This window comes from Variovorax sp. 10N420, from assembly GCF_056394705.1.
The window spans coordinates 173,424-198,091 of sequence record NZ_JBFTIJ010000004.1 but is presented as its reverse complement, the minus strand read 5'-3'; the positions used below and the strand labels follow the sequence as shown (position 1 = coordinate 198,091).

General features: G+C 62.3%; 23 protein-coding genes. 4 read left to right on the top strand and 19 right to left on the bottom strand.

The window, feature by feature from the left end; translation table 11 throughout:
* Nucleotides 1–87 precede the first annotated feature (87 nt).
* The 13 genes from AC1DEK_RS12015 to AC1DEK_RS11955 form a co-directional block, all read right to left on the bottom strand.
* Complete coding sequence (locus tag AC1DEK_RS12015; RefSeq protein ID WP_478125462.1) at nt 88–783, bottom strand: transposase; 696 nt, start codon at nt 781–783, stop codon at nt 88–90.
* A gap of 25 nt (nt 784–808) precedes the next feature.
* The gene (locus tag AC1DEK_RS12010; protein ID WP_478125461.1) at nt 809–1,669 is read right to left on the bottom strand and encodes a class I SAM-dependent methyltransferase; all 861 of its coding nucleotides are present in this window, start codon (nt 1,667–1,669) and stop codon (nt 809–811) included.
* Nucleotides 1,666–2,241, bottom strand: coding sequence for a DUF1415 domain-containing protein (locus tag AC1DEK_RS12005; protein WP_478125460.1), 576 nt, complete (start codon nt 2,239–2,241; stop codon nt 1,666–1,668). The genes AC1DEK_RS12010 and AC1DEK_RS12005 overlap by 4 nt, the downstream gene beginning before the upstream one ends.
* 1 nt (nt 2,242) lies before the next feature.
* Nucleotides 2,243–3,505, bottom strand: coding sequence for an MFS transporter (locus tag AC1DEK_RS12000; protein ID WP_478125459.1), 1,263 nt, complete (start codon nt 3,503–3,505; stop codon nt 2,243–2,245).
* Nucleotides 3,502–4,632, bottom strand: a complete 1,131-nt coding sequence (locus AC1DEK_RS11995) for a deoxyguanosinetriphosphate triphosphohydrolase (RefSeq protein ID WP_478125832.1) — start codon at nt 4,630–4,632, stop codon at nt 3,502–3,504. The genes AC1DEK_RS12000 and AC1DEK_RS11995 overlap by 4 nt, the downstream gene beginning before the upstream one ends.
* Nucleotides 4,633–4,652: 20 nt before the next feature.
* Nucleotides 4,653–5,753, bottom strand: a complete 1,101-nt coding sequence (gene aroB, locus AC1DEK_RS11990) for a 3-dehydroquinate synthase (RefSeq protein ID WP_478125458.1) — start codon at nt 5,751–5,753, stop codon at nt 4,653–4,655.
* A 36-nt stretch (nt 5,754–5,789) separates the two neighbouring features.
* A complete protein-coding gene (locus AC1DEK_RS11985; protein ID WP_478125457.1) occupies nt 5,790–6,335 on the bottom strand; it encodes a shikimate kinase in 546 nt (181 codons plus the stop codon).
* A gap of 189 nt (nt 6,336–6,524) precedes the next feature.
* The gene (locus AC1DEK_RS11980; protein WP_478125456.1) at nt 6,525–8,078 is read right to left on the bottom strand and encodes an Ig-like domain-containing protein; all 1,554 of its coding nucleotides are present in this window, start codon (nt 8,076–8,078) and stop codon (nt 6,525–6,527) included.
* 52 nt (nt 8,079–8,130) lie between these two features.
* On the bottom strand, nt 8,131–10,263 hold the full coding sequence (locus AC1DEK_RS11975) for a type IV pilus secretin PilQ (RefSeq protein WP_478125455.1): 2,133 nt from the start codon (nt 10,261–10,263) through the stop codon (nt 8,131–8,133).
* Entirely contained in the window at nt 10,260–10,799 is a 540-nt protein-coding gene (locus tag AC1DEK_RS11970; protein ID WP_478125454.1) for a pilus assembly protein PilP, read from the bottom strand. The genes AC1DEK_RS11975 and AC1DEK_RS11970 overlap by 4 nt, the downstream gene beginning before the upstream one ends.
* Nucleotides 10,796–11,470 (bottom strand): type IV pilus inner membrane component PilO, encoded by a 675-nt coding sequence (locus tag AC1DEK_RS11965; RefSeq protein ID WP_478125453.1) that lies wholly within the window; start codon nt 11,468–11,470, stop codon nt 10,796–10,798. The genes AC1DEK_RS11970 and AC1DEK_RS11965 overlap by 4 nt, the downstream gene beginning before the upstream one ends.
* A 9-nt stretch (nt 11,471–11,479) precedes the next feature.
* Nucleotides 11,480–12,127, bottom strand: coding sequence for a PilN domain-containing protein (locus AC1DEK_RS11960; protein WP_478125452.1), 648 nt, complete (start codon nt 12,125–12,127; stop codon nt 11,480–11,482).
* Nucleotides 12,124–13,203, bottom strand: coding sequence for a pilus assembly protein PilM (locus AC1DEK_RS11955; protein ID WP_478098530.1), 1,080 nt, complete (start codon nt 13,201–13,203; stop codon nt 12,124–12,126). The genes AC1DEK_RS11960 and AC1DEK_RS11955 overlap by 4 nt, the downstream gene beginning before the upstream one ends.
* Before the next feature lie 240 nt (nt 13,204–13,443).
* Here AC1DEK_RS11955 and AC1DEK_RS11950 point away from each other — a divergent pair, with 240 nt between their 5' ends.
* On the top strand, nt 13,444–15,852 hold the full coding sequence (locus AC1DEK_RS11950) for a penicillin-binding protein 1A (protein WP_478125451.1): 2,409 nt from the start codon (nt 13,444–13,446) through the stop codon (nt 15,850–15,852).
* A 46-nt stretch (nt 15,853–15,898) separates the two neighbouring features.
* On the opposite strand, the gene cyaY is transcribed toward AC1DEK_RS11950, so the two are convergent.
* Entirely contained in the window at nt 15,899–16,231 is a 333-nt protein-coding gene (gene cyaY, locus AC1DEK_RS11945) for an iron donor protein CyaY (RefSeq protein WP_478125450.1), read from the bottom strand.
* Between the two features lie 12 nt (nt 16,232–16,243).
* Between cyaY and lptM the strand changes: the two genes are divergently transcribed.
* Together lptM and lysA are read left to right on the top strand one after the other, a co-directional pair.
* On the top strand, nt 16,244–16,540 hold the full coding sequence (gene lptM / locus AC1DEK_RS11940; protein WP_478125449.1) for an LPS translocon maturation chaperone LptM: 297 nt from the start codon (nt 16,244–16,246) through the stop codon (nt 16,538–16,540).
* Nucleotides 16,537–17,820: a diaminopimelate decarboxylase gene (lysA, locus tag AC1DEK_RS11935; RefSeq protein ID WP_478125448.1), complete on the top strand. Its 1,284-nt coding sequence runs from the start codon at nt 16,537–16,539 to the stop codon at nt 17,818–17,820. The genes lptM and lysA overlap by 4 nt, the downstream gene beginning before the upstream one ends.
* Nucleotides 17,821–17,850: 30 nt before the next feature.
* Here the strand turns inward: lysA and AC1DEK_RS11930 are convergent, their stop codons facing one another.
* The 5 genes from AC1DEK_RS11930 to AC1DEK_RS11910 form a co-directional block, all read right to left on the bottom strand.
* Nucleotides 17,851–18,498 carry a protein-methionine-sulfoxide reductase heme-binding subunit MsrQ gene (locus AC1DEK_RS11930; protein ID WP_478125447.1) on the bottom strand — a complete coding sequence of 216 codons (648 nt, stop codon included), beginning with the start codon at nt 18,496–18,498 and terminating at the stop codon, nt 17,851–17,853.
* An 11-nt stretch (nt 18,499–18,509) separates the two neighbouring features.
* Nucleotides 18,510–19,508 carry a protein-methionine-sulfoxide reductase catalytic subunit MsrP gene (msrP, locus tag AC1DEK_RS11925; protein ID WP_478125446.1) on the bottom strand — a complete coding sequence of 333 codons (999 nt, stop codon included), beginning with the start codon at nt 19,506–19,508 and terminating at the stop codon, nt 18,510–18,512.
* Nucleotides 19,509–19,593: 85 nt separating this feature from the next.
* Nucleotides 19,594–20,910 (bottom strand): c-type cytochrome biogenesis protein CcsB, encoded by a 1,317-nt coding sequence (ccsB, locus tag AC1DEK_RS11920; RefSeq protein WP_478125445.1) that lies wholly within the window; start codon nt 20,908–20,910, stop codon nt 19,594–19,596.
* The gene (locus AC1DEK_RS11915) at nt 20,907–23,045 is read right to left on the bottom strand and encodes a cytochrome c biogenesis protein ResB (protein ID WP_478125444.1); all 2,139 of its coding nucleotides are present in this window, start codon (nt 23,043–23,045) and stop codon (nt 20,907–20,909) included. Before AC1DEK_RS11915 ends, ccsB begins: the two co-directional genes overlap by 4 nt.
* Nucleotides 23,046–23,151: 106 nt before the next feature.
* Nucleotides 23,152–23,826, bottom strand: a complete 675-nt coding sequence (locus tag AC1DEK_RS11910; protein WP_478125443.1) for a c-type cytochrome — start codon at nt 23,824–23,826, stop codon at nt 23,152–23,154.
* 70 nt (nt 23,827–23,896) lie between these two features.
* Between AC1DEK_RS11910 and yihA the strand changes: the two genes are divergently transcribed.
* Nucleotides 23,897–24,655, top strand: coding sequence for a ribosome biogenesis GTP-binding protein YihA/YsxC (yihA, locus tag AC1DEK_RS11905; RefSeq protein WP_478125442.1), 759 nt, complete (start codon nt 23,897–23,899; stop codon nt 24,653–24,655).
* Nucleotides 24,656–24,668 lie beyond the last annotated feature (13 nt).

Sequence of the window (24,668 nt, the reverse complement as noted above, 5' to 3'; positions counted from 1 at the left end):
GGCGACGGTTCCGTTTTTTTATTAATCGGGGACACATCAAAAAGCATAGCGCTCGATCACCGGCTGGCGCAGCGTGCAGCCGGTCCATCAATGTCCGCGCGTCGCCCGCGGACGTCCCGGACGGCCTTTGTGCGTCCGACGGCCTGTCGTTTTTTGTAACGACTCCAGAAAACCGCCGTCGCCGACCGCCCAACCATGGAGTGTGGCGTCCGTCAGCATTGCCTGATCGACACTCGAAACGCCTCTGCGCACCAATTCGGCATACGCGGCTTCTCGAGCGAACGGCGTGTTCCCCAGCGCCCAATAGAGCGAATGCGGCGTGACCAGCTTGTCGTGGCGCAGGCCCGCATAGTGGCCGTAACTTGACCACGGATAGTCTCGCGCGTCCTCGACGATGCCGGCGCGCACGGGGTTCAGGTCCATGTACGCCATGCATGCCAGCAGATAGCGATCCGTCTGGATCAAGGTCGACTTGTAGCGCCCTTCCCACAAGGTGCCAGAGCGGCCGTGCCTGTCGTTGAAATACCGAACGTAGCGCCTGCCGATCGCCTGCATCCATTGCGGCAGCGCTTCGGCGGTCGATGGCGTCGCCAGGAGATGGAAATGGTTGTCCATCAGCACGTAGGCATGAAGGGCGACGCCCGAAGCGATGGCGTTCTCCCCGGCGAGGGCCAAAAACATTTCGTGGTCCGCCCGATCGACGAAGACAACTTGTCGATTGTTGCCACGCTGGATGATGTGATGCGGCTGGTCGGCCAGCGTGAGGCGGGGCAGTCTTGCCATGGCGCGAATATGGAGGATGAACGACTCAGGAAAGCCTGAAGCGTGTCTCCATCAGCGACTCGAGACCGAACTCGCCCAGCAGGTCCCGCAAGCGCGCCGCCGCACTGGCCTTTCGTTGCCCCGTGTGGCGCGCGATGATCAGCTCGTTCTTCATGCTGTGTTCCCAGCCCACCAGTTCGGTGACGGTGACCTGATACCCATTGGCTTCGAGGTACAGGCAGCGCAACACGTTGGTGAGTTGGCTGCCAATCTCGCGCGTGTGCAGCGGATGACGCCACAACTCGGCCAGTGGCGTACGCGACAACGCCAGCGCCTTCGTCTGGCGCAGACACGCAGCAATCTCCGCCTGGCAGCAAGGCACAAGCACCATGAAGCGCGCCTCTTTCGCGAGTCCGAAAGCGATCGCGTCGTCGGTGGCTGTGTCGCAAGCGTGCAGCGCGGTCACCGCGTCGATGCGGGGCGGCAAGGCGGCAGATGCCGCAGATTCCGCCACCGTCAGGTTGAGAAACGACATGCGACTGAATTGCAGCCGCTCGGCGAGCGCGCGTGATTTGTCGACGAGATCCGCCCGAGTTTCGATGCCGTAGACGTGACCGCCCTCTCGCGCACGAAAGAACAAGTCGTAGATGATGAATCCGAGGTACGACTTGCCCGCGCCGTGATCGGCCAGCGTGGCTTGCGCGCCTTCTGCGGGCAGTTCATGCAGCAGCTTTTCGATGAACTGGAAGAGGTGATAGACCTGCTTGAGCTTGCGCCTCGAATCCTGATTGAGCCGGCCTTCGCGCGTGAGGATGTGCAGTTCCTTCAAAAGCTCCACCGATTGCCCCGGGCGCAGTTCGTTCAACACGTCGGCTTCAGCCTTGGAGGTTTTTGCTGTCTTGTTCATCGCCCCGCCCCTCCCGGCCCGACGTCCAGCGCGCGCCATCCCTCGGCGCCCAGCGTTTCCAGCGTCTCGATGTTGCGGCCAAAGATGGCTTCCGCGTCAGGAAAGGCTTCAACCGCGCGGCTTACGCTGTCTTCGCGCAGGAGATGCAAGGTCGGGTACGGCGCGCGGTTGGTCGAGTTGGTGATGTCGTCCGCAGCGGTGCCGGCGAACTGAAACTGGGGATGGAAACTGGCCAACTGGAATTCGCCACCATAGCCTTCGCGCGCCAGCCGCCGCTCGGCGCGGGCGGTAAAGTCATTGAAATCGAGAAAATCTGCCAAGGTATTCGGTGCAATCAAGAGTGTGGTGTCGCGCTCGGCGGCGGCCATGGCGCAAAGCGCTTCGGCTTCGACAAGCAGCACGTCGATGAGTTCGGAGTCGCTGTCGGGCAGATAGACCGAATAGTGGATCTGGCCCCTGACATGCACCGCCTTGGCAAACGGGCACAGGTTGAGCCCGATCACGGCGCGCTCGAGCCATCGGCGCGTATCCGCCTCGGCCTGTAAAGGTGACACGACCCTGGGAGCGCTCATCTCATGCCGCTTCCGTACGCGGAACTGCCGGCGAAAGCCTGGCGGCGAATGCGAGGCCCGCCAGTGAGCAGGCCAATGTGACCACCCAGGTCCACTGCCAGCCGCCTGCGCGGTGCGCGATCCACGCGACGACTGGCGGCGCGATGAACTGGCCCAGCGACGACGCCTGCTGCATCAGCCCGATCGTCGTCGACACCGTCGATGGCCCAGGAGCGAGCCGCACGCCGAGCATGAACAACGTCGCCGGCACCACGCCCCCGCCGAGCGAGAACATGCAAACTGCCAGGTAGCGCAGCGCGGGAGGAAGGCCGAGCGCGTCGTGCGAGCCGCCGATTTGCGCGAACGCCGCAACACTTCCGAGCGCCATCACGACGAAGCCCCACCGCAGCAATCGATCAGGCGCCACCCCGCGCTGCAGCAGCCGCCCACCCGTCACATTGCCGACGATGTTCATTGCGGCGGCAAGCGCCGTCAACGCCGCAGTCCATGTCGCCGGAACGCCTGCTTCGACATAGATGGCCGGCAAAAAACCGATCACGGCCATCCATTGCGACGAGTACACCGCGAAAGCCAGCGCGAGCGTCCACGGCCCGCTGGCGCCCGCCGTGACACGCAATCGCGCCGTCCAGGGCTCTGTCGATGCGCTCGCCGCCGGTCGTCGGGCGCTGTCGCGAGGAACCACCAGCGCCACCCAGATGGCCGCGGCCGCGGAGACGCACGATAGCGTCCACCACCAGCCCTGCCAGCCAACGCGCGAGATCAGCGCCGGCCCGACAAGCAGCGCCAGCGCCACGCCGATGGGCATGTAGGCGCCCCACAAACCCATCGCAGCCTTTTCTGCGCTGGCGGGCGACAAAGCCCGGATCAGCCCGGGCCCAGGCATTGCCGCGAGCAGAAAGCCGAATCCCTCGATCGCCCGAAGCGCAAACAACAACGGCAGCGCCTGCGACTTGTCACCAGCCCAGACTCCGACCGCGCCGCCCAGCAAACTGGCGAGGGTGACGACGATCAGTCCGGTCAGCATGCTCCGCCGGAGCCCGATGGCATCCGCCGCCAGGCCGACGAAAAGGCCGAGCGTCATGCCGGCGACCTGCACGAGCGAAAGCAGGAACCCGGCTTCGACCAAACCGATGCCGAGGTCGAGTTGCAGAGCCGGGACTGCCGGCGGAAGCTTGCCAAGGTGCAACGCGGCGGCGACGCCCGCGGCAATCACCGCCAGTGCGGCGGCGGGTATGCGTGTTCCGGCTCGGCCAGGCGTCGTCATTCGGTCCACCGCTGCCCAGTGAGGCGCTCGTATTCGCGGATCGCAAATCGATCGGTCATGCCGGCAATATAGTCCGCCACCGCGCGGTACCGGTCGTCGCGCGCGGCATAGGCTTCGGGCATCAGGGCGGCATCGTTGACATAGGCAGCGAAGAGCGATCGGACGACGTCCTGCGCCTGATTGGCCGTTTGCATCACGCGCGGATGCCGATAGAGATTGCGATACAAAAAACGCTTGAGTTCGGTGGACTCCAGTCGCATCGCTTTGCTGAACAACACCAAGGGCGGCGCCTTGCGCACCGCGTCGGCATCCGAAGGCGCAGTCGATTCCAGGGCCGCCGTCGTCGCATCGATGACGTCGTAGACCTGATCGCTGAGCATGCGCCGGATGGTTTCGTAGAGGACTCGCCTGCCTTGCAGCTCCGGATATTCGTCCAACGTTTGGCGGCGGTACCGGTCGAAGAGCGCGACTTCGCTCAGCCGCTCGATGCCGATCAGGCCCGACCTCACGCCATCATCGATGTCGTGCGCGTTGTAGGCGATCTCGTCCGCGAGATTGCAAAGCTGCGCCTCGAGGCTCGGCTGCGTGCGATCGCAAAAACGTCGCGCGACGCCGCCGGGTTCCTGAGCCTCGATCCGCTCGGCGTTGGCACGCGAGCAGTGCTTGAGAATGCCTTCACGGGTTTCGAAGCTGAGATTCAGGCCGTCGTACTGCGGATATCGATGCTCCAGTTCGTCCACCACGCGAAGGCTCTGCAGGTTGTGCTCGAAACCGCCGTGATGCTGCATGCATGCATCGAGCGCATCCTGCCCCGCATGGCCGAATGGCGTGTGCCCCAGATCGTGCGCCAGCGCGATGGCTTCGACCAGATCCTCATTGAGTCGAAGCGCGCGGGCAATCGATCGCGCAAGTTGAGCCACCTCGATCGAATGAGTCAGCCGCGTCCGGAACAGATCCCCTTCGTGGTTGAGGAACACCTGGGTTTTGTAGACCAGCCGCCGGAACGCCGTCGAATGCACGATGCGGTCGCGGTCGCGCTGGAACGCGTCCCGCGTCGGTGCGGGCGCTTCGGCATACCTGCGCCCGCGCGAGTGCGCGGCATGGCTTGCGTAAGGAGCGAGGCTCACTTCGGCTGCGGCGGTGCCGCTCAGTGTGCGCTGCAATGCGCGATCACCTCTCGCACCATCGCATCGGGGGCGCTGCGCATCACAGCCGATCCCGGCTTGTCGATCACGACGAAGCGAATCTCGCCGGCCTCGGACTTCTTGTCGATGCGCATCAGTTCCAGATAGCGATCTGCGCCAAGCGCCGGCGCGACCACCGGAAGGCCGGCCTTCTGGATCAGTGCCGTCAACCGCCGCACAAAAGCGGCGTCGACGCCGCCAAGGCGCTGCGACAGGTGCGCGGCCATCACCATCCCGCAGCCGACGGCTTCGCCGTGCAGCCACTCTCCATACCCCAGGCCGGATTCGATGGCATGCCCGAAGGTGTGGCCGAAGTTCAGGATCGCGCGAAGCCCGGTCTCCCGCTCGTCCTGGCCGACGACTGCGGCCTTGATCTCACAGCTCCGCTTGACGGCGAGCGCCAGTACAGCGGGTTCGCGCGCCACCAGAGCGTCGATGTTCGCTTCAATCCACGACATGAACTCCATGTCATAGATCGGGCCGTACTTGATGACTTCCGCCAGCCCGGCGCTGAGTTCGCGGGCCGGCAAAGTCGCGAGCGTTGCCAAGTCGCACAACACGAGCTGCGGCTGGTAGAACGCGCCGATCATGTTCTTGCCCCTCGGATGATTGATGGCGGTCTTGCCGCCAACCGATGAGTCGACCTGGGCGAGCAGAGTGGTCGGTACCTGGACGAACGGGACGCCGCGCATGTAGCTCGCGGCGGCAAAGCCTGTCATGTCGCCCACCACGCCACCGCCGAGCGCGAACAATACCGTCTTGCGATCGCTCCCGTGAGACAGCAGTGCGTCGAAGATCAGGTTGAGCGTTTGCCAGTCTTTGTGTGCCTCGCCGTCGGGGAGTTCGAGGACGTGCACGGAGGGGTAGCGTTCGGCCAGTGCATCACGCAGGGCAGTGGCATAAAGCGGCGCCACAGTGGTGTTGGTGACGATCAGGGCCGTTGCTGCTGCGGGCAACGCCGCGAAACTGTGCGGGTCTTCGAGCAGCTCGCTGCCGATGAATATGGGGTAGCTGCGCTCGCCGAGGTGGATCTCAACGCTTTCAGGGGGGACGGACAATCGCATGACCCCGAGTTTAGGTCCATGCCGCCGCTGGCCGACTCAGTCCGGAAGATCGCCTTCTGCGCCCGGCGAAACGATGCCCGCGAGTTCGAGTTGCATGACGATGATGTTGACGAGCATGGCCACAGTAGGGCGGCCTGTTTCGACCACGTCGTGTGCGGTTTCGCGGTAGAGCGGGTCGCGTGCTCCATAAAGCTCACGCAAGCGGCCCAGAGGATCTGCCACTTGCAATAACGGGCGCTTTACGTCATGGCGCAACCTGCGAAAGAGGTCCTCGGGCGCTGAGCGCAGATAAATGACGTGGAAACCCTTCCGCAGCTGGATACGGTTGATCTCGCGCAATACGGAGCCGCCGCCGGTCGCGACCACACCGTACGGCGTCGCTGCCAATTCTGCGATAACCGTCTGCTCCAGTTCACGGAAACGGGCCTCCCCTTCACGTTCGAAAAAGTCCCGGATCGAGCAACCGATCCGCTCCTCGATCACATGGTCGCTGTCAATGAAGGGCAGTTCAAGGCGCTGGGCGAGGCGTCGACCCACTGCGGATTTTCCGGCGCCAGGCAAGCCGACGAGTGCAACCGCCATGCTATTCATCCATCGCGGACTGAAGCGACGGGCTGCCGGGACTCTGGAAGTATGAGCGCAAGATGGTTCGCATAGTAGATGCAAAAGATAGCATCCCAATTGACCGGAAGCCGAACGTACAAAGGCCTCCGGGTGCCGAGGCAGCCGGAGGCCCCAGGGCGGCAATGATGCCGCCCCTGCCTGGTACTACTACCTCAGGTAGTTCACCGTCAGGCGACGCGACGAGACGATTCCGTCGGCCGCGAATTCGACGTCGAACGAAGCCGTAGTCGGGGTGGAGCCGGCGGGAGCGCAAGGATTCGTCGTCAAAGCGCTCAGATCCAGTTGGAAGTCCATCGAAATACGGCTTGGGACCACGCTGAGTTGATCCGTCACCGGTGACGCCGAGATCAGCTTGGCCGTCAACCCGGCAGTCACCGGCTTGAGGGTGATCGTCGTTCCGGCCGCGGGTGGGAAATTCGCCGGAGTGCCCACGAACGCAGAGAACGTCTCAGCGGCGCACGCGTTCTTGAACACCTGTGCGACCACGGTCCCGCCGGTACTTGCACTAAACACATTGAGCAATCCTGCATCAACCATGCGGAAGGACAGCGACTTGCCGATCGGCGTGCCATCACCGAGTGCAGTCGACGCGGTCACCGTGGCCGGCACGCCATCAGCGGGCCGCGGATCCTGGACAAGATAGTCAACCGAACACGCGCCGCCCGATGTGACACAACCACCGCGAGTGGACGTGCCAACCACGCCGTAGTCCGCAGTCACGACGATCGGAAGGCCGTCTGACACGGGGTTGCCATGTGCATCCCGAACCCGGATCGTGACTGTGGATTTGTCACCCGTCTTGTTGAGGTTCAGGTTGTATTTGCTCGCCGACATGTCAAAGCCCTCTTGGGTCGCGACACCGGTGGTCACAGTCAACTGATCAGACTGGGTGCTGACTGTCTTGCCGTTGATCGTGGCTTTGACGACAACGGCAGTCGGGACCGTTTTCGAGGAAACAGTGGTCACCACCACTCCGTCGGAATCGCTTGTGGCAGTTGGGATGTTCAACGTCACGTCCGCCGCGGGGGTAACGGAGAAGGTCGCACCAGCACCTTTGACCGGACTGTTGTTCGAGTCCACGATCCGGAAGCGAAGGGTTGCGGACTCAAGCCGGCCATTGCCGCCCGAACCCTTCAGGACAATAGAACTGTCCGAAGGATTGACATCCAGGAAGTTGATTGCCGTCGCCAGGAGTTGCGGATCGGTCGTACCGCTGGAAGGCGCGCTCGTAATGGCTATGGCCTTCTGCGCGGTGACCGCGGTCGTCCCGACTGTCGCGCCCGCGGAAACAGCTGTGGCGCCGGTATTCGCCGCAGACGCAGCGCGGATTTCCACCACGGCGGTCCCCGTGGCATCCGTCAGAGCGGTCTTGGAGGACGGTGAATAGGTGAGAAGCGAGCCGCCAGTTTCGCTGAAGGTAACGATCGCGCCTGGTACCGCAGCCCCCTGGGAGTCCTTCAACACCGCCTTGACCTGGGCGATTTCCACGCCAGAGATGCTGGAAGTGGAACTTCCACTTCCATTGAACACATCGACCGAGACTTTCGGCGCAGGCGTTGCCGGTTGACCAGTTGAGCCGCCGGGGGCGGTACCTGTACCGGTATTCGCCACGGGTGGCAGGCCGGGGCTGCCGCCCCCACCACCACACGAAATCAATGCGCCGGCCATCAAAGCGACAGCCAGGAATTTCCTATATCTCATCAGTTCCCTCAGATTTCGTGTCACGTGTCACGTGATATGGTGAATTAAATTGTCAGCGAGCCGCATTGCGGTCGGTGATCATCTTGGGCGAAATAAAGACCAGCAATTCAGTCTTGTTCGCCGTGCGATTTCGCGTACGGAAAAGCGCTCCGACGTAAGGCACTTCGCCGAGGACCGGGATGCGCGATTCATCGGTCGCTTCCGTCAATTCAAAAATACCGCCGATCACCACGGTGCCGCCGTTTTCAACGAGCACCTCGGTTTGAACGTGCTTGGTGTTGATGGCAAAACCAGCCGTTGTGTTTTGGCCGACGGTGTCCTTGTTGACGTCGAGCGTCAGGATGATGTTGCCTTCCGGGGTGATTTGCGGCGTCACCTCGAGCTTCAGGTTGGCCTTGCGGAAAGCGATGGAAGTGGCACCGCTGGATGTCGCGACCTGGTACGGGAGTTCCGTACCCTGTTCGATCAAAGCCTTGGTTTGATCGGCCGTCACGACACGTGGGCTCGACACGACCTTGCCCTTTCCGTCAGCTTCAAGTGCGGAGATTTCCAGATTCAGAATTCTCGACAAGCTCGAATTGAACAGCGAAATCGCGAAGGTTCCAGCCGCATTTCCGTTGCCTGCAACACCCGTCGAAGGCAGGTTCACGAAATTGGAATTCGTGAAAACCGTCGTTGCCGTTGGCTGGTTCTGGAACACGCCATTCACGACCGGATTCGGCGTGACGATGGGGTTGGCTCCAACTGTGCCGTTGGTGTTGATGATGCCGCCGCCGAGCTTGACGCCGAGCGACTTACCGAACGTGTCGGTCGCCTCGACGATGCGCGCCTCGATCAGCACCTGGCGAACAGGCACGTCCAGTTTCTGGATCAGTTCGGCCACCTGCGCCAGGCGCGAGGGGATGTCGGACACAAAGATCTGGTTCGTCCGTGCTTCGGCGAGCACGCTGCCCCGAGGGCTCAGGATTCGCGTCGCCGTACCGCCGCCACCACCGCTGCCCGAACCCGTGCCGGTCAGGCCCTGCGCAATCTGAACTGCCTTGGTGTAGTTGAGCTGAAAGGACTGCGTGCGCAGCGGCTCCAGGTTCTGGATGGCGTTCTCGGCTTCGAACTGAAGCTTTTCCTTGGCGTTGATCTCATCCTTCGGAGCAATCCAGAGGACGCTGCCGTTCTTGCGCATGCCGAGGTTCTTGGCCTGCAGGATGATGTCCAGCGCCTGATCCCATGGAACATCCTTCAGGCGAAGCGTCAGCGCACCGGTGACCGAATCTGACGTCACGATGTTGAAGTTCGTGAAATCGGCAATCACCTGGAGGAGCGACCGCACCTCGATGTTCTGGAAGTTCAGAGACAGTTTTTCGCCGCTGTAGCCAACACCCTGGGTCAGCTTGGTCGGGTCGACCTTGCGTGGACGAACTTCAACGACGAACTGGTTTTCGCTTTGGTAGGCGCTGTGCTCCCACTCGCCCTTGGGCTCGATGGTCATGCGCACGCGATCGCCGACTTGCTGCGTCGTCACCAACTGAACGGGCGTTCCGAAATCGGAAACGTCGAGCCGGCGACGCAAGCCTTCCGGCAGGGTCGACTTGGTGAACTCGACGACCAGGTTCTTGCCTTGCTGGCGGATGTCCACGCCAACCTGGTTGTTGGCAAGATCGACAATCACGCGACCGGTGCCATCGGATCCGAGCCGGAAATCGACGTCTCGAAGAGGCAGCATGTCCCGGTTGCGGTTTTCCGCAAAGGTCGACTGCGCCATGGTGGTCGCCAGGGCCGCGCCAGCGACGGGCTCGAGCGACACCAGGAGCGACTTGCCCTGGATTTCGGTCTTGTACGCCGTCGCCTGCTTCAGGTTAAGGACCAGACGCGTGCGTTCGCCAGCCTGAACCACATTGACGGACTTCAGGTTGCCCTGGTTCACTTCGACGGCCGAGCGTCCGATGGCATTGGTGACGCCCGGAAAATCGAGCGCGACGCGTGCCGGCGATTGGATGGCAAAGCCGGTCGGCGGCGCAGCCAGCGGTTGCGTGAAGTCGATCCGGACGACCTCCGAACCGGACTGCATCGAACTCGTGACCGACTCGATCGCGTTCTGGGCATGGACGACGGCAGCGGCACTGAGGGCCAGCACGGCCGCGCCGGCAGCGCGCAGCCACTGCGCAAGCATTGATTTTTCTTGGTTCATTTCGTCCTCTCTTGCAACTGCAGCGTCGCCACGCGTTCGATCCATTCACCGGCGGCGTCCTGCACGATTTCACGCAAGCCGAGTTCGGTTTCACTGATATGGGTGATGCGCCCGTAATTGAGTCCGAGGTAGTTGCCGACCCGGACCTGATAGAGCAACTTGTCGACACTGATCAACGCGACCGGTTGGCCATTGCGATTCAGGCTTCCCACCATCGACATCGAATCGAGCGGGAATGCTTCCAGCGCTTCCTTGCGGCGGGTCAATTCCGGAGCGATGAGTGCGGAGGTGCTGGGCTGGCTGGAGTCGCGACGCAGCGCCTGCGTCAGCTTCTGCATGTCGAACGGTTCGACGGCGCTGCCTTCCGTATAGGCTTGCGGAGTGAACTTCTTGGGCTCCGTGATCGGAGGCACGGTCGGCTTGACCTGCGCGCGCTGCTCGTCCATCCAGCGCTGCAGATCCTCTTGTTCGGACCCCATGCAGCCGCTCAGGACCGCCGCGGCGACACAGAGACCCAGAAAACCGAGCGTTCTCATTTCTTCTTTGCCCCCGCCGCCGCACGCTTCTGCATGTTTTGCTCTTCCTCATCCAGATAGCGGTAGGTCCGCGCAGTGGCATCCATGACAAGGGCCCCGTCTTTTTGCGGAGTCACGGAAAGATTGTTCAGGGTCACGATGCGCGAGAGGTTCGCGACGTCGGCCGCGAATGCACCCATGTCGTGGTAGCGACCGGTCACGCGCACAGCGATCGGCAGTTCGGCGTAGTAGTCCTTCACCGAAATCTGCCCGGGCCGGAACAGTTCGAACTGAAGGCTGCGGCCAAGCCCCGCCTGATTGATGTCGGAAAGCAGGGCATCCATTTCAGCCTTGCTCGGCAATTGCTTTTCAAGCAGCGTGACGTATTGCTGGACCTGTTCGCGCTGCTTCTTGAGCAGTTCGAGGTTGGCCGCTTGCGCGACCTTCTTCTGGTAATCGGCACGGAGAGTGACTTCCTTTGCACGCGCCGCTTCGAGCTCGTCGTTCGAATTGGTCAGCCAGACAAACCACAGAGCTGCCAACACGGCTGCGGCGACGGCCACACACAGCGCATAGCGAGGCACAGGCGGCCATACCGAAGGATCGTTCGGATTCAGTCCCTGGAATTGCCGGCCCAGGCGCTGCACTGCGGCGCCCACGTCGAACTTTTGGGAAGAGCGTTTAGTTGCCATGATGAACGCCTAACCCTTGGCTGCTGGTGCTGCTGTTGTTGCTGGTGCCGCAGGCTTGCCGGCCGCGGGCTTGCTGGCCGCGGGCTTCTGCGCATCGGTGGGCCGTTTGAGGCCGATGCGCATCGTGAAGTTCGCTACTCGTCGCTGGTCGCGCGGGCTCAGGCTGACACTGCCCGATGTGATCTCGATCAGTTCCGGCTTGACGAGCCATGGACTGTTGTTGCCAAGATTGCGCAGCAACTCGGACACGCGCTCGTTGGACTGCGCCATGCCTTGCAGGGTCACCGTCTGGTTGTCCTGCTTCATGTTCGTCAGGTACACGCCGTCAGGAAGTTGCCTCACAAGCTCGTTGAGCAAGTGCACCGGCATATTTCGATCGCCCTGCAGATCTTCGACCGCCTGCTGCCGCGCGCGCAGTGCTGCGATTTCAGCTTGCAGGGTCGAAATTTCCTTGATTTCGGTTTCGAGCTTGGTGATGGAGGTTTGCAGCAGGCTGTTCTTGGCCTGCTGGCCTGATATCTGGGCCTGGTACCAGAGGTAAGTCCCGCCGGCGAGCACCGCGCCCAAAATGGCGGCAAGCCCCAGCGTCGCGTAAAAAGTCTCTCGACGACGCTTGCGCGCAGCTTCCCTGTGAGGGAGCAGGTTGATGAGGATCACTGCAGGAACCTCCGCATCGCCAAGCCGCACGATGTCAGGTAGGAGGGCGCTTCACGGCGCACCTTCTTTTCCCGGATCCCGCTGCCAATTTCCATTCCGTCGAAAGGATTGACGAGCGAACAAGCGAACGAAGTCTGGCGCGTGACCGCGCTGGTCAGGCCGGGGAGCGATGCCGAGCCGCCGGCCAACAGCACGTAGTCGACGCGGTTGTGCGGTGTGCTCGTGAAGAAGAATTGCAGCGCCCGGGCAATTTCCTGGGCGATGCTGGCGACGAAGGGCTTGAGCACGCCCGAGCCGTAATCTTCGGGCAGATCGCCGCTTCGCTTCTTGGCTTCGGCTTCCTCTGCGGAAAAGCCGTATTGGCGAACAATGAGCTGGGTGAGCTGAGCGCCGCCGAATGCCTGGTCCCGGTCATACAGCACTTCCTGGTTGCGCAGGACCTGCATGCTGGTCGTGAAGGCACCTACTTCGAACAATGCGACGACGGCGTCACGACCTTGACCGGGAAGTTGCTCGATGAGGCGCGCAGTCGCCAAACGCGATGCGTAGGATTCAACATCCAGAATCACCGCCTTGAGGCCCGACGCTTCAGCCAAGCCCTGGCGATCCTGCACTTTTTCCTTGCGCGATGCGGCAATCAATACCTCGACGTCGCCCGCCGAACTCGCGCTCTGGCCAATGACGCAGAAATCAAGACTCACCTCGTCCAAGGAAAAAGGAATGTATTGATTTGCCTCGGACTCGACTTGAATTTCGAGTTCTTGCTCGCTCATTCCACCCGGCAAGACTATTTTTTTGGTAATTACCGCAGACGGCGGCAAAGCAAGCGCGACGTTTTTGGTGCGCGTGCCGCTTTTGCGCACGACGCGCCGCACGGCCTCCGCCACCTCATCGAATTTTTCCACGTTGCCGTCGGTGATCCATCCGCGCTCGAGCGGCTCTATGGCGCATCGCTCCAGCACCAACTTGCCGCTCGCGTCACGGCCCAGTTCGACCAGCTTGACGCTGGACGAGCTGACGTCCAGCCCGAGCAATGGCGCGGGCTGGCGGCGAAACAACGATCCCAAGTCTGTCAAGTTCGATCCGTCCGTTTGTAACGATTGGAAAAATTTGCGTGTGGTTGCATGCTAGCAGCAGGTAGTACGCCAACCAAGAGACGAACCCCTCACGGCATCACCAATCGTTGTCAAAAGTCGACGCAACAGTTCCCATCTGCAACTTACGTCACAAATAGGAGTACTTGGGTCCTAACTGATACGAACTCTCCGCCTCCATCAAGCGCGTTTTTATAATGCTCAAAGACTCAAACAGCCTCAATGCCAGAAACTTCCCGACCCAAGGGCGCCGCAAAAGCCCCTGCTCCTGCCCCCAAACGACCGGCCTGGCTGAAATGGTTGATCCGAATCATATTGTGGTGCCTGGGCCTCGCTGCCGCGGGCGCGATCGCCGTCATTTGCGTCATTGCCGTCGCGTTGGCCGTCGCTTATCCGAACCTTCCGGACATCTCCGAGCTGGCTGATTACCGTCCGAAGCTTCCCCTGCGGGTTTTTTCGTCCGAAGGCATCCTGATCGGCGAATTCGGCGAAGAGCGCCGAAATCTGACGCCAATCGCCACCGTTCCCAAGGTCATGAAGGATGCCGTCCTCGCAGCCGAGGACGCGCGCTTCTACGACCATGGCGGCGTCGACTACAAAGGCATGCTGCGGGCCGGACTCGCGAACATGAATCGCGTCAAGAGCCAAGGGGCGTCGACCATCACCATGCAGGTCGCTCGAAACGTCTACCTGAGTTCCGAGAAAACCCTCACCCGCAAGATCTATGAGGTCTTGCTGACATTCAAGCTGGAGCACCTGCTCACGAAGGACCAGATCCTCGAGATCTACCTGAACCAGATCTATCTGGGCAATCGGGCCTATGGTTTTGCGGCTGCGTCGGAAGCGTATTTCGGCAAGCCCCTGCAGGACATCACCATTGCGCAGGCGGCGATGCTGGCGGGCCTCCCGAAGGCGCCGGGCGCGAACAATCCCGTCAACAATCCGACGCGCGCACGCGGCCGGCAGCTCTATGTGATCGACCGCATGCAGGAAGCGGGCTTCATCACCGCCGAACAGGCGGCCGAAGCCAAGAAGGAAGACCTTCACCTGCGCGACGCCGCCGACCCCACGCGCCTGCATGCCGAATACGTCGCCGAAACGGTTCGGCAGCTGATGTATGCGCAATACGGCGACAGCACCTACACGCGCGGCCTGAAGGTCTACACCACGCTGGTGGCGGACGATCAGGCAGCGGCGTACCGCGCGCTTCGCAAGGGCATCATGGACTACGAGCGCCGCCAGATCTACCGCGGGCCTGAAAAGTTCGTCGATCTTCCGAACGACCCGAAAGAACTCGACGAAGCCGTGGACGATGCGCTGGCCGAACATCCCGACAACGGCGATGTGATGTCGGCGGTCGTGCTCAAGGCCAACGCCAAGGAAATCACCGCGGTTCGCAGCAACGGCGACACCTTGCAGATCGTGGGTGACGGCCTGAGGCCCGCGCAATCCGGCCTCTCAGAAAAGGCACCGCCCAACATCAGGGTTCGCCGCGGCGCAGTGATCCGCGTGGTCAAGACGCCGAAGGGATCATGGGAAATCACCCAATTGCCCGAGGTCGAGGGCGCTTTCGTCGCAATGGACCCGCGCGACGGGGCCGTGAAGGCAATGATCGGGGGCTTCGATTTCGACAAGAACAAGTTCAATCACGTCACTCAGGCTTGGCGGCAACCCGGCTCGAGCTTCAAGCCATTCATCTATTCGGCGGCGCTGGAAAAGGGCTTCACGCCCAGCACGGTGATCAACGACGCGCCCTTGTTCTTCGACGCCGGCACGACCGGTGGCCAGCCCTGGGAGCCGAAGAACTACGACGGCGCTTTCGAAGGGCCCATGCCCTTGCGTCGCGCGTTGATGAAGTCGAAGAACATGGTGTCGATCCGGATCCTGCAATCGATCGGAACGCGTTACGCACAGGACTGGATCACCAACTTCGGCTTCGAGCGAGAAAAGCACCCGGCCTACCTGCCAATGGCCCTTGGTGCCGGTTCGGTCACGCCGATGCAGATGGCGACCGCCTATTCCGTGTTCGCGAACGGCGGATATCGCGTCAATCCTTATCTCGTGACGCGCGTGACCGACCACAAGGACAAAGTCTTGGTGGACAAGCAGCCGCCCTTGCTCAACGAATCGATGCGAGCGATCCCGCAGCGCAATGCCTACATCATGGACAGCCTGCTGCAATCAGTGGCGAGCGGCGGCACGGCGGCCAAGGCGCAGGCTACGCTCAAGCGGACGGACATTTACGGCAAAACCGGAACCACCAACGATTCGCTCGATGCGTGGTTTGCGGGATTCCAGCCAACAATGGCTGCCATCGCGTGGATGGGCTATGACACGCCACGCAAGCTCGGCGATCGCGAAACCGGCGGCGGCCTGAGTCTGCCGATCTGGATCAACTACATGGAGACCGCCATCAAGGGCGTTCCAGTCGCTGAAGTACCCGCGCCTGCCGGTGTCGTCAACGTGGGCGGCGAGTGGTACTACGACGACTACGCACCGGGGCGGGGCGTTGCGACGCTGGGTGTCGAAAGCGGCCCGACGCAGCCGGTGGAAGCAATCAGCGGAGCACCGATCAGCCCGACGCCGGCGCCGGAAGAACGCAGCAAGATCCTCGACCTGTTCCGCAACTGACCTGTCGAACCGGCCGAATCGAACGAGCCGGGCGAATGATGGGTCGTCAGTCGGCGGAGAACCTCAGAGGTTGACCGGCCTGGAGGGTCGCTTCGCGCGAGAGATTCTCGAAGAATTCCTCGCGCGTCTTGGTGTCCACCCAGGCGCTGCCGTCATGGCGGTAGTGATAACCGCCAGAACGCGCGGCCAGCCAGATTTCCTGCAAGGGTTTCTGCAGGTTGATGATCAACTGGCTTCCATTGCGAAACGTGATCGTGATCATCCCGCCAACGCGCTGGTTGTCGATGTCTGCATCGGTCGAATCGTTGATGCGATCGCAACCACGTTCGATCGCTGCGAGCGCTGCTTCTGCGCGGTCCATGTACTCGGGGTCGGTCATTACAATTTCGCCATGTTGAATGTTCGCCAAATTCTAGTGAGCGCCGTCGGCCTCACGCTCGTTGGGGTCGCCTTGACGGGCTGCGGCCAGAAGGGTTCGCTCTACCTGCCTACGGATCCCGCCGCGAAGGAGCGTGCCACGCTGCCGCAGGCATTGCTTCCGGGCATTGGAAAGCCCGACTCGGCGACAAAGACCGCCCCTGGGCCAGAACAATCGACACCTCCGACGAACGCCGCCCCGCCGCCGTCCACACTGAACGACTCGACTGCGCCGAACGCACCGGCGACGCCGCACGGAGATACCAAGTGAGCGAAGTCGCACGACTCCCCGGCCACCCTCACATTGCGCGCAGGGACGGCGAATTGCATGTTGAAGGACAGAAGCTTTCCGCACTCGCCCGGGAGCACGGCACTCCTCTCTTCGTCTATTCCAGGCAATGGATGCTGGACGCGCTCGCGGCCTACCAGCGCGGCTTCGAAGGTCGCGACGCGCTGATCTGCTATGCCATCAAGGCAAATTCATCGCTCGGCGTGCTGCGCGTGTTCGCGGAGGCCGGCTGCGGCTTCGACATTGTTTCCGGCGGCGAACTGGCACGCGTGCTGGCAGCGGGCGCTGATCCCGCCAAGGTGATCTTTTCCGGAGTCGGAAAGACGCGCACTGAGATGCGCCAGGCGCTCGCCGCCGGCATCGCATGTTTCAACGTGGAAAGCGAAGCGGAAATCGACGTGCTCAACGCAGTCGCCGTTGAAGAGGGGCGCCGCGCTTCCATCAGTGTGCGCATCAACCCGAATGTCGACCCGAAGACGCACCCCTACATTTCCACCGGCCTCAAGGGAAACAAGTTCGGCGTCGCCCACGACCGGGCAGTGGCAATTTATCAGCACGCGGCTTCTCTCAAGGGATTGCAGGTCGTCGGCATCGACTGCCATATCGGCTCGCAGATCACCGACACATCCCCCTACCTCGAAGCGCTCGAGCGTGTATTGGACCTCGTCGAGGCTATCGAAAAGACCGGCATCAAGCTGCACCACCTCGACTTCGGCGGTGGGCTCGGCATCGATTACAACGGCGATACACCCCCCGGTGCCGATACGCTTTGGCGCCAGATGCTGGCCCGTCTCGATGCGCGAGGCTTCGGCGGGCGTCGGCTCATCGTCGAACCTGGCCGTTCGCTGGTGGGCAACGCGGGCGTCTGCGTGACGGAGGTGCTCTACACAAAGCCCGGCGAAGAAAAGAACTTCTGCATTGTCGATGCGGCAATGAACGATTTGCCGAGGCCGGCCATGTACCAAGCCTTCCACCAGATCGTTCCTGTCGCGGAGCGGCAGGACGGTGCTTTCGTGCTGTACGACGTGGTGGGCCCGATTTGCGAAAGCGGCGACTGGATCGGGCGTGATCGTGCCCTGCGTACCGAAGCCGGCGATCTGTTGGCTGTGCTCTCGGCCGGCGCCTATTGCATGGCAATGGCCAGCAACTACAACACACGCGGCCGCGCGGCTGAGGTCCTCGTCAGCGGACAAACCGCGAAACTGATCCGCCGCCGCGAAAGCGTCGAAGAGCAACTCCGAAGCGAACGCTTCAGCGACTGAGCGTCCGCCGCCGCAGACCGCCGAAAACTCTTACTTGCTCAACTGCGCGCGGGGGGCGACCGAGGGCGCCAGCTTCTGCTTTGTCTTGCTGGCGAAGTTCCACAGCCGCCATCCCAGCAGAACAGCAATGATCCCGGCGTAGACGAACACTTCAGAGAAGTTGTTCTTGCCCGCGCGCATCCAGAAGAAGTGCAGCAAGCCAAGCCCTGCGACCACATAGACCAGCCTGTGCAGCGCCTGCCAGCGCTTTGCGCCCATCGCCTTGATGGCCCGATTGAACGATGTCGCGGCGAGCGGCGTCAGCAGCACAAAACCGGTGAAACCCACCAGGATGAACGGCCGCTTCGCGATGTCCTTGGCGATGTCCTGCACTTCGAAACCCATGTCGAACCAGCTGTAGCTCAACAGGTGGACAACAACATAGAAGTACGCAAAGAGCCCCAGCATCCGGCGAAAACGCGCCAACGCGTTCGTCTTGGTGATCACCCGCAAAGGTGTCACGGCCAACACGATGCAGATGAAGCGAAGCGTCCAGTCACCGGTCGAGCGGATGAGGTGCTCCGCCGGATTCGCGCCCAGCCCGTCGGTGAGCGCGCCGTAGAACAACCACGCGAACGGCAGAAGACAGGCGACGAACACCGCCGGCTTCGCGGCCGGGTGCATCAGGAGCTTGTTCACGACAGGCTCGCTCAGTAGTACTTCTTGAGATCCATGCCGGCGTACAACTGACCGACCTGGGCCTCGTAGCCGTTGAACATCTGCGTCTTCGCCCGCTTGGCGAACAGGCCGCCGCCGTCTCCGATGCGGCGCTCGGTCGCCTGGCTCCAGCGCGGGTGATCGACGTTGGGATTGACGTTGGAGTAGAAGCCGTACTCCTGCGCCGCGGCCTTGTTCCACGCGGTGCCGGGCTCTTTTTCGACGAAGCGGATCTTCACGATCGATTTGCCGCTCTTGAAGCCGTACTTCCAGGGCACCACGATTCGCACGGGGGCGCCGTTCTGATTCGGCAGCACCTCGCCATACATGCCGAAAGTCAGCAAGGTGAGCGGATGCATGGCCTCGTCCATGCGCAGGCCTTCGGTGTAGGGCCAGTCGAGAACGCGCGAGCCGACAAAGGGCATGGTCTTCGGATCAGCGAGCGTCACGAACTCCACGTACTTCGCGTTGCCCTGTGGTTCGACCTTCTTGATCAACTCGGCCAGAGAGTAGCCAACCCACGGAATGACCATCGACCAACCTTCGACGCAACGCAGCCGGTAGATGCGCTCTTCCTGGGCGCTGAGCTTGATCAGGTCTTCGATTCCGTACTTGCCCGGCTTCTTGACGAGGCCTTCGACTTCCACCGTCCAAGGCTTGGTCTTGAGCGTGCCCGCGTTCTTGACCGGATCTTCCTTGTCGGTGCCGAACTCGTAGTAATTGTTGTAGCTGGTGACGTCCTTGTAGTCGGTCAGCTTTTCCATGGTCTGCGCACCTGGAACGGTCGACTTCACACTTGGAAGCGGCGCCAGCTTGCCGGGTGCGGCGACCTGTGCGAGCGCCTCGCGGGATGCCCACGACGCCATCGCGGCGCCCGCTACGCCGGTGGCGAGCCACTTCAGCGTGTCACGCCTGCCTTCGTACACGCCTTTGGGCGTGATTTCGCTCGAATGCGGATGGATAAAGCCGTTGTCACGAGACCGAATCAACATGGGACGCCTTTTCGACAGAATGGGTATGCATGACTGAGTTCGTTCCCGGCAACGATCTGGTTACGCGGCAAGCCGATTCACGGCTCTACAGGGTTCCGTAGCTGTGCAATCCGCTCAGGAACATGTTGACGCCCAGGAACGCGAAAGTGGTTACTGCGAGTCCGCCAAGGGCCCACCAAGCGGCCACAGTGCCGCGCAACCCCTTGACGAGCCGCATGTGCAACCAGGCCGCATAGTTGAGCCAAACGATCAGCGCCCAAGTCTCCTTCGGGTCCCAGCTCCAGTAGCCGCCCCAGGCGTCGGCCGCCCAAAGCGCCCCGAGCACGGTCGCGATGGTGAAGAAGGCAAAGCCGACGGTGATGGACTTGTACATGACGTCGTCCAGCACCTCGTTCGCGGGCAGGCGCGCAGCAATGCGGCGGCGGCCGAGCAGGATTCCTGCCGCGATCAGCGCCGAAATCACGGCATAGCCGACCCAGTAGCTGCCGCCGGCCTCCTGCGCCCGCTGGCGGAACGCCACGGGCACGAAGCACAGCGCCACCCCGAGCAGCCAGATAGGCGTGAGCTTGTACCAGCGGGTCTCATCCGCCTGTTCCTTGATCAGATAGGCGAAGGCCACCATGGCTGCAAGGGAGAAGGTGCCGTAGCCGATGAAATTGGCCGGCACGTGCAGCTTCATCCACCAGCTCTGCAGGGCCGGTACCAATGGCTGGATCTCGTGGGCATCGCGCACCAGCGTGTACCAAAGCAGAAAGCCCACCGCGGCGCTCACCACCAGCATCACGAAGGCGCCGAGCGCGCGCGTGCGATATCGCGACTCGAAGTAGAGATAGAAGCTCGCCGTCAGCCAGCAGAACAAGACGAATACCTCGTACAGGTTGCTGACGGGGATATGGCCGATATCCGGGCCCAGCTGATGGCTCTCGTACCAGCGAACCATCGTGCCGATCAGCGCCATCGTCACAGCGGCCCAGGCCAGCCGCGAGCCGATGAGATCCATGGCGTCACCCTGCTTGCCACCGAAGAAGCCGATCCAGTAGAACAGCGTGCTCATGAAGAAGAGCACGCTCATCCACAGGATGGCCGACTGGCTCGACAGGAAGTACTTGAGCCAGAAGACCGAATCGGCACGCGCCAGATCACCCTGGTAAGACGTGATCGCCAGCAGCGTCGCACACCCAACCACGATGGCGAGCACCCGCAGGGGCCGCCAGAACCAGCCGATCCAGACACCGGCGACCATCGCCGCGACCAGGATCACCTTTTCGTAATAGTCCATCGACCCGGCATAGCGCGAGAACGCAAAGAGCCCGCCCGCGACCACCAGGGCCGCAAAGATCCAGTCGAAGGTGTTTCGGCGCGACAGCCAGCTGTCGTTGAGCGTGAGGGTGGTGGTAGTCATGACGCCGTGTCTTTCCTGATGGCGAGCAGCTTGTCTTTCAGATGCTCGAATTCGCGATCGCTATCGATGGTCTTGCGATTGACCGAAAAAGCCATGGTGGCGGACGTTCCGGGTCTCGTCACGCCGTCCTTCGTCAGCCAGACCCACAGTCTGCGCTCCCGGACGTAAAGCATCGCAAAAATGCCGATGATCAGCAACAGGCATCCAAGATAGACGATGTTCTTGCCCGGCGCCCGAGCCACCTGAAAGACACTGGCCTGCACTTGCTTGAAGTCCGTCATCATCATCGCCACCGGGGCGGGATAGAAGTGCGCATCGCTGATCGCCAGGACGGCCTGGGTGAGAAATGCCTGCGAGGTCTCGTCAGGCGGCAGCGGAGCGAGACTCACCCTCTCCCGGCTCACATTGAGCACTTCAAAGAGCACATCGTTGAGGATGCGCACCAGCACCGCGCCCGCGCGTTCGCGCTCGGCCTCGGGCACGTTCGCCTCCATGAATTCGGCAATGGCCTGCCAGCCGCCGGTGCTCACCGCATCGGCCTTGGCCCGTTCCGTGCCCGCGAACAGCGCGAGCGCGCGCGCGGCCGACGTGCGCAGTTGGTTCGCCAGCTCGGGACGTTTCGGATCGGTGGTCCGCTCGATGTAGCGGTCGATGGCGAGCGCTCGCCCCTTGGGGTCCGCGAGCGTCTCGCGCATGCGCACGAAACCGTCCATTGAGCCCTTGTCGTCGGCGGGCACGCGAAGATAACGGAAGGGATCTTCAGGGCGATCACGCACGCCGAGCAGGAAGACCGGGTGGCCGTCGCCGGTGTCGACGGGGACCATGTAGTTCTGGTATTCGCGCGCTTGACCGGCGGCGTCGCGAAGCTTGTAGCCAATGCTCGGGCCGATGTTGCGCAACGTTTTCGGCTTGTTGGTCTTGTTGGCGGCGCCAAGGCGAGATTCGAGTTCCCCGCGCAGATCGACCTTGCGAACGTCAGCCCCGCTCGTCATCTCGCCAGTGCTATCGCCGAAGTTCTCGACGTTGATCACGCGCAGGGCCGTGTACTCGAGCGTGAGCCGATCGCGGCCGTTGGTGATCTCCGTGCTGCTCCCGATGGTGCCTTCGATCTCGAACGGCTTCGATGCCGCACCCATGGGGACGGCCTTGAGCTTCACGGTCGACCCGCCATCGTCGAAGCTCGATTGATAGATCTCGACGCCTTTGTAGCTGGCCGGATGGTTCACCTCGATGCGCGCCGGAATCTCCTTGCCCGTCTCGCGATCGTGCAGCACCACCTCGCTCGCGAACAGCTTGGGCATGCCGGTCGAGTAGTAGTCGACGATGAACTTCTTCAGCTCGATCGAAAAGGGCAGATCCTGGAGCAGCACCCCGTCTGCCTGATTCAGGATCGCCACGCTCGACTGTCCGCCCTCCGGCACCAGGATGTTGCCCCTGAAGGTCGGATTGTTCGGCGACAGCCGGTGCTGCGGTGCAACGTCGGAAATCAGTCCGCCGCCCGTGTAGACGCTCTTTCCGTTGAACCAGGTCTGGGCGCGCACGACAAGGTCACCGTCGAACAAGCCGCCAATGCACACGAGCACGATAGCGCTGTGCGCGGCGATGTAGCCGAGCTTGTGTGCGCCGCCCGCGCGCGCAGCGACCATCCAGCCTTTGCCCTCGCGCTGCTGGAGCTTGACCTTCCAACCGCCGCTGACCAGAAGTTGCCCGATTCGATTGGCGGCGACGTCAGGCGTTTCGTCGAGCACGGTTTCGGCGCGCTGGCCGAATGCCTTGAGGCTTTGCGCCCGGATGTCTTCCTTGTAGGTCTTGAGGTCCGCAAAGATGCGCGGCGTATTGCGCGCGATGCACAGCGACGTGCTGATGACCAGGAATGTGAGGATGAGCAGGAACCACCAGGCGCTGTAGATCGTGTCCAGCTTCGCCGTGTGAAAGAGCTCCGCCCAGAAAGGTCCGAACTGGTTGACATAGTTGCCGATTGGCTCGTGCTGCTTCAGCACGGTGCCGATGATGGATGCAGTGCAGATGATCGTCAGCAAGGCGATCGCAAAGCGCATCGAAGAAAACAACTCCACCGCCGCACGGACCGCCTGGGGACCGTGTCGTACTCGAAGCCCGTGCGTGGAAACTGACATGGAGAGCAAGTCGTTGAAAAGCAAAAAGGCGGGCCATCCTGTCTGGATCGGCCCGCCCTGTTTGGGGTTTGTTGTTGGCGGTTAGTTCACGATGAACCGCAGGGGGTCAACGCAGTCCGGCAATGTAGTCGGCCACCGCCCTGATTTCGCGATCGCTGAGCTTGGCGGTGACGCCCTTCATCTGCGGCGAATTGAGGCGCCCGCCGTCGCGGAACATGGTCAACTGCGCCACCGTGTACTCGGCATGCTGGCCACCCAGGCGCGGGTATTGCGCGGGAATGCCGGCACCGTCTGGGCTGTGGCAGCCGGCGCAGGCCGGAATCTGCCGATCGGCCAGGCCGCCGCGGAAGATTTTTTCGCCAAGGCCTACGAGGTCCTTTTCCTTCGAATAGCCGATCTTGACCTTCTTGGATCCGACGAACCAGGCGATGTTGCGCATGTCCTCTTCAGACAGGCGCTCGGCCATGGGCCTCATGATCGCGCTCTTGCGCTTGCCAGACTTGAAGTCCTGCAACTGCTTGAAGATGTATTCGGGATGCTGTTGCGCCAGCTTGGGATTGCCCGCAATGGCCGAATTGCCGTCGGCGTTGTGGCACGACGCACAGCTCTGGCTGTTCGGAGGTGCCGTATTGAAGAGGGTGTCCCCCTTGGCCGGATCCGGCTTGGCCGCTTTGGCGGGTGCTTCGGCAGCCGCCTTGTCGGCAGGCTCGTCAGCCGCGAAGCTGACATTGGCGGCGGCGCCCAGAAGGGCTGCAAGCAGAAAATGGGCAAACAACTTCATATCGGGGGCTTAGATTTATGGCGCAAAACCCGGCGATTCTACAATGGCGCCCCGCTACGAAAGCTCATTGATGACCACCCCGCCGCGCAAGCCGGCCGCATCCTATTCCCGCACGGCGCCCGCCGTCGACGCCGCGACCGCCGAGCGCGTTCGTGTCGCGCGCGGATGGCTGCACACCGCCCACTTCCTCACCAGTGCTCCGCAGCTGGAGCACCTGCCCATGTTCGACCTGCCGGAGATCGCCTTCGTCGGTCGCTCCAACGCGGGCAAGTCGACTGCCATCAATACGCTGACCCAGCAGACCCGGCTCGCCTTCGCATCCAAGACGCCGGGCCGCACGCAGCACATCAATCTCTTCGGCGTCGGCAAGCAGAAGGTCGACGACGCAGTGCTGGCCGACCTCCCCGGCTACGGTTACGCAGCAGTGCCCAGGGAAGCCAAGTTGCGGTGGCAGCGCGTCATGGGAAACTATCTGATGACGCGCGAGAACCTGCGGGGTGTCGTGCTGATGTGCGACCCGCGCCACGGCCTCACCGAACTGGACGAGATCCTGCTCGAGGTCATCCGGCCGAGGGTCGAGCAAGGGCTCAAGTTCCTCGTGCTGCTCACCAAGGCCGACAAGCTCACGCGCTCCGACGGAGCGAAGGTGCTGTCGATTACGCGACTGCAAGCCGGCGGCGGCGAGGTCAAACTGTTCTCGGCATTGAAGCTGCAAGGGGTGGACGAAGCCGCCGAGTTGCTGTGGCAGTGGGCGCATCCGGGCGACGCAAATGCTGCCGAGCCGACCGAACCGGCTGGGTCGGCCGGATCGGCTGACGAAGGGCCCTGACGCGACGGCGACT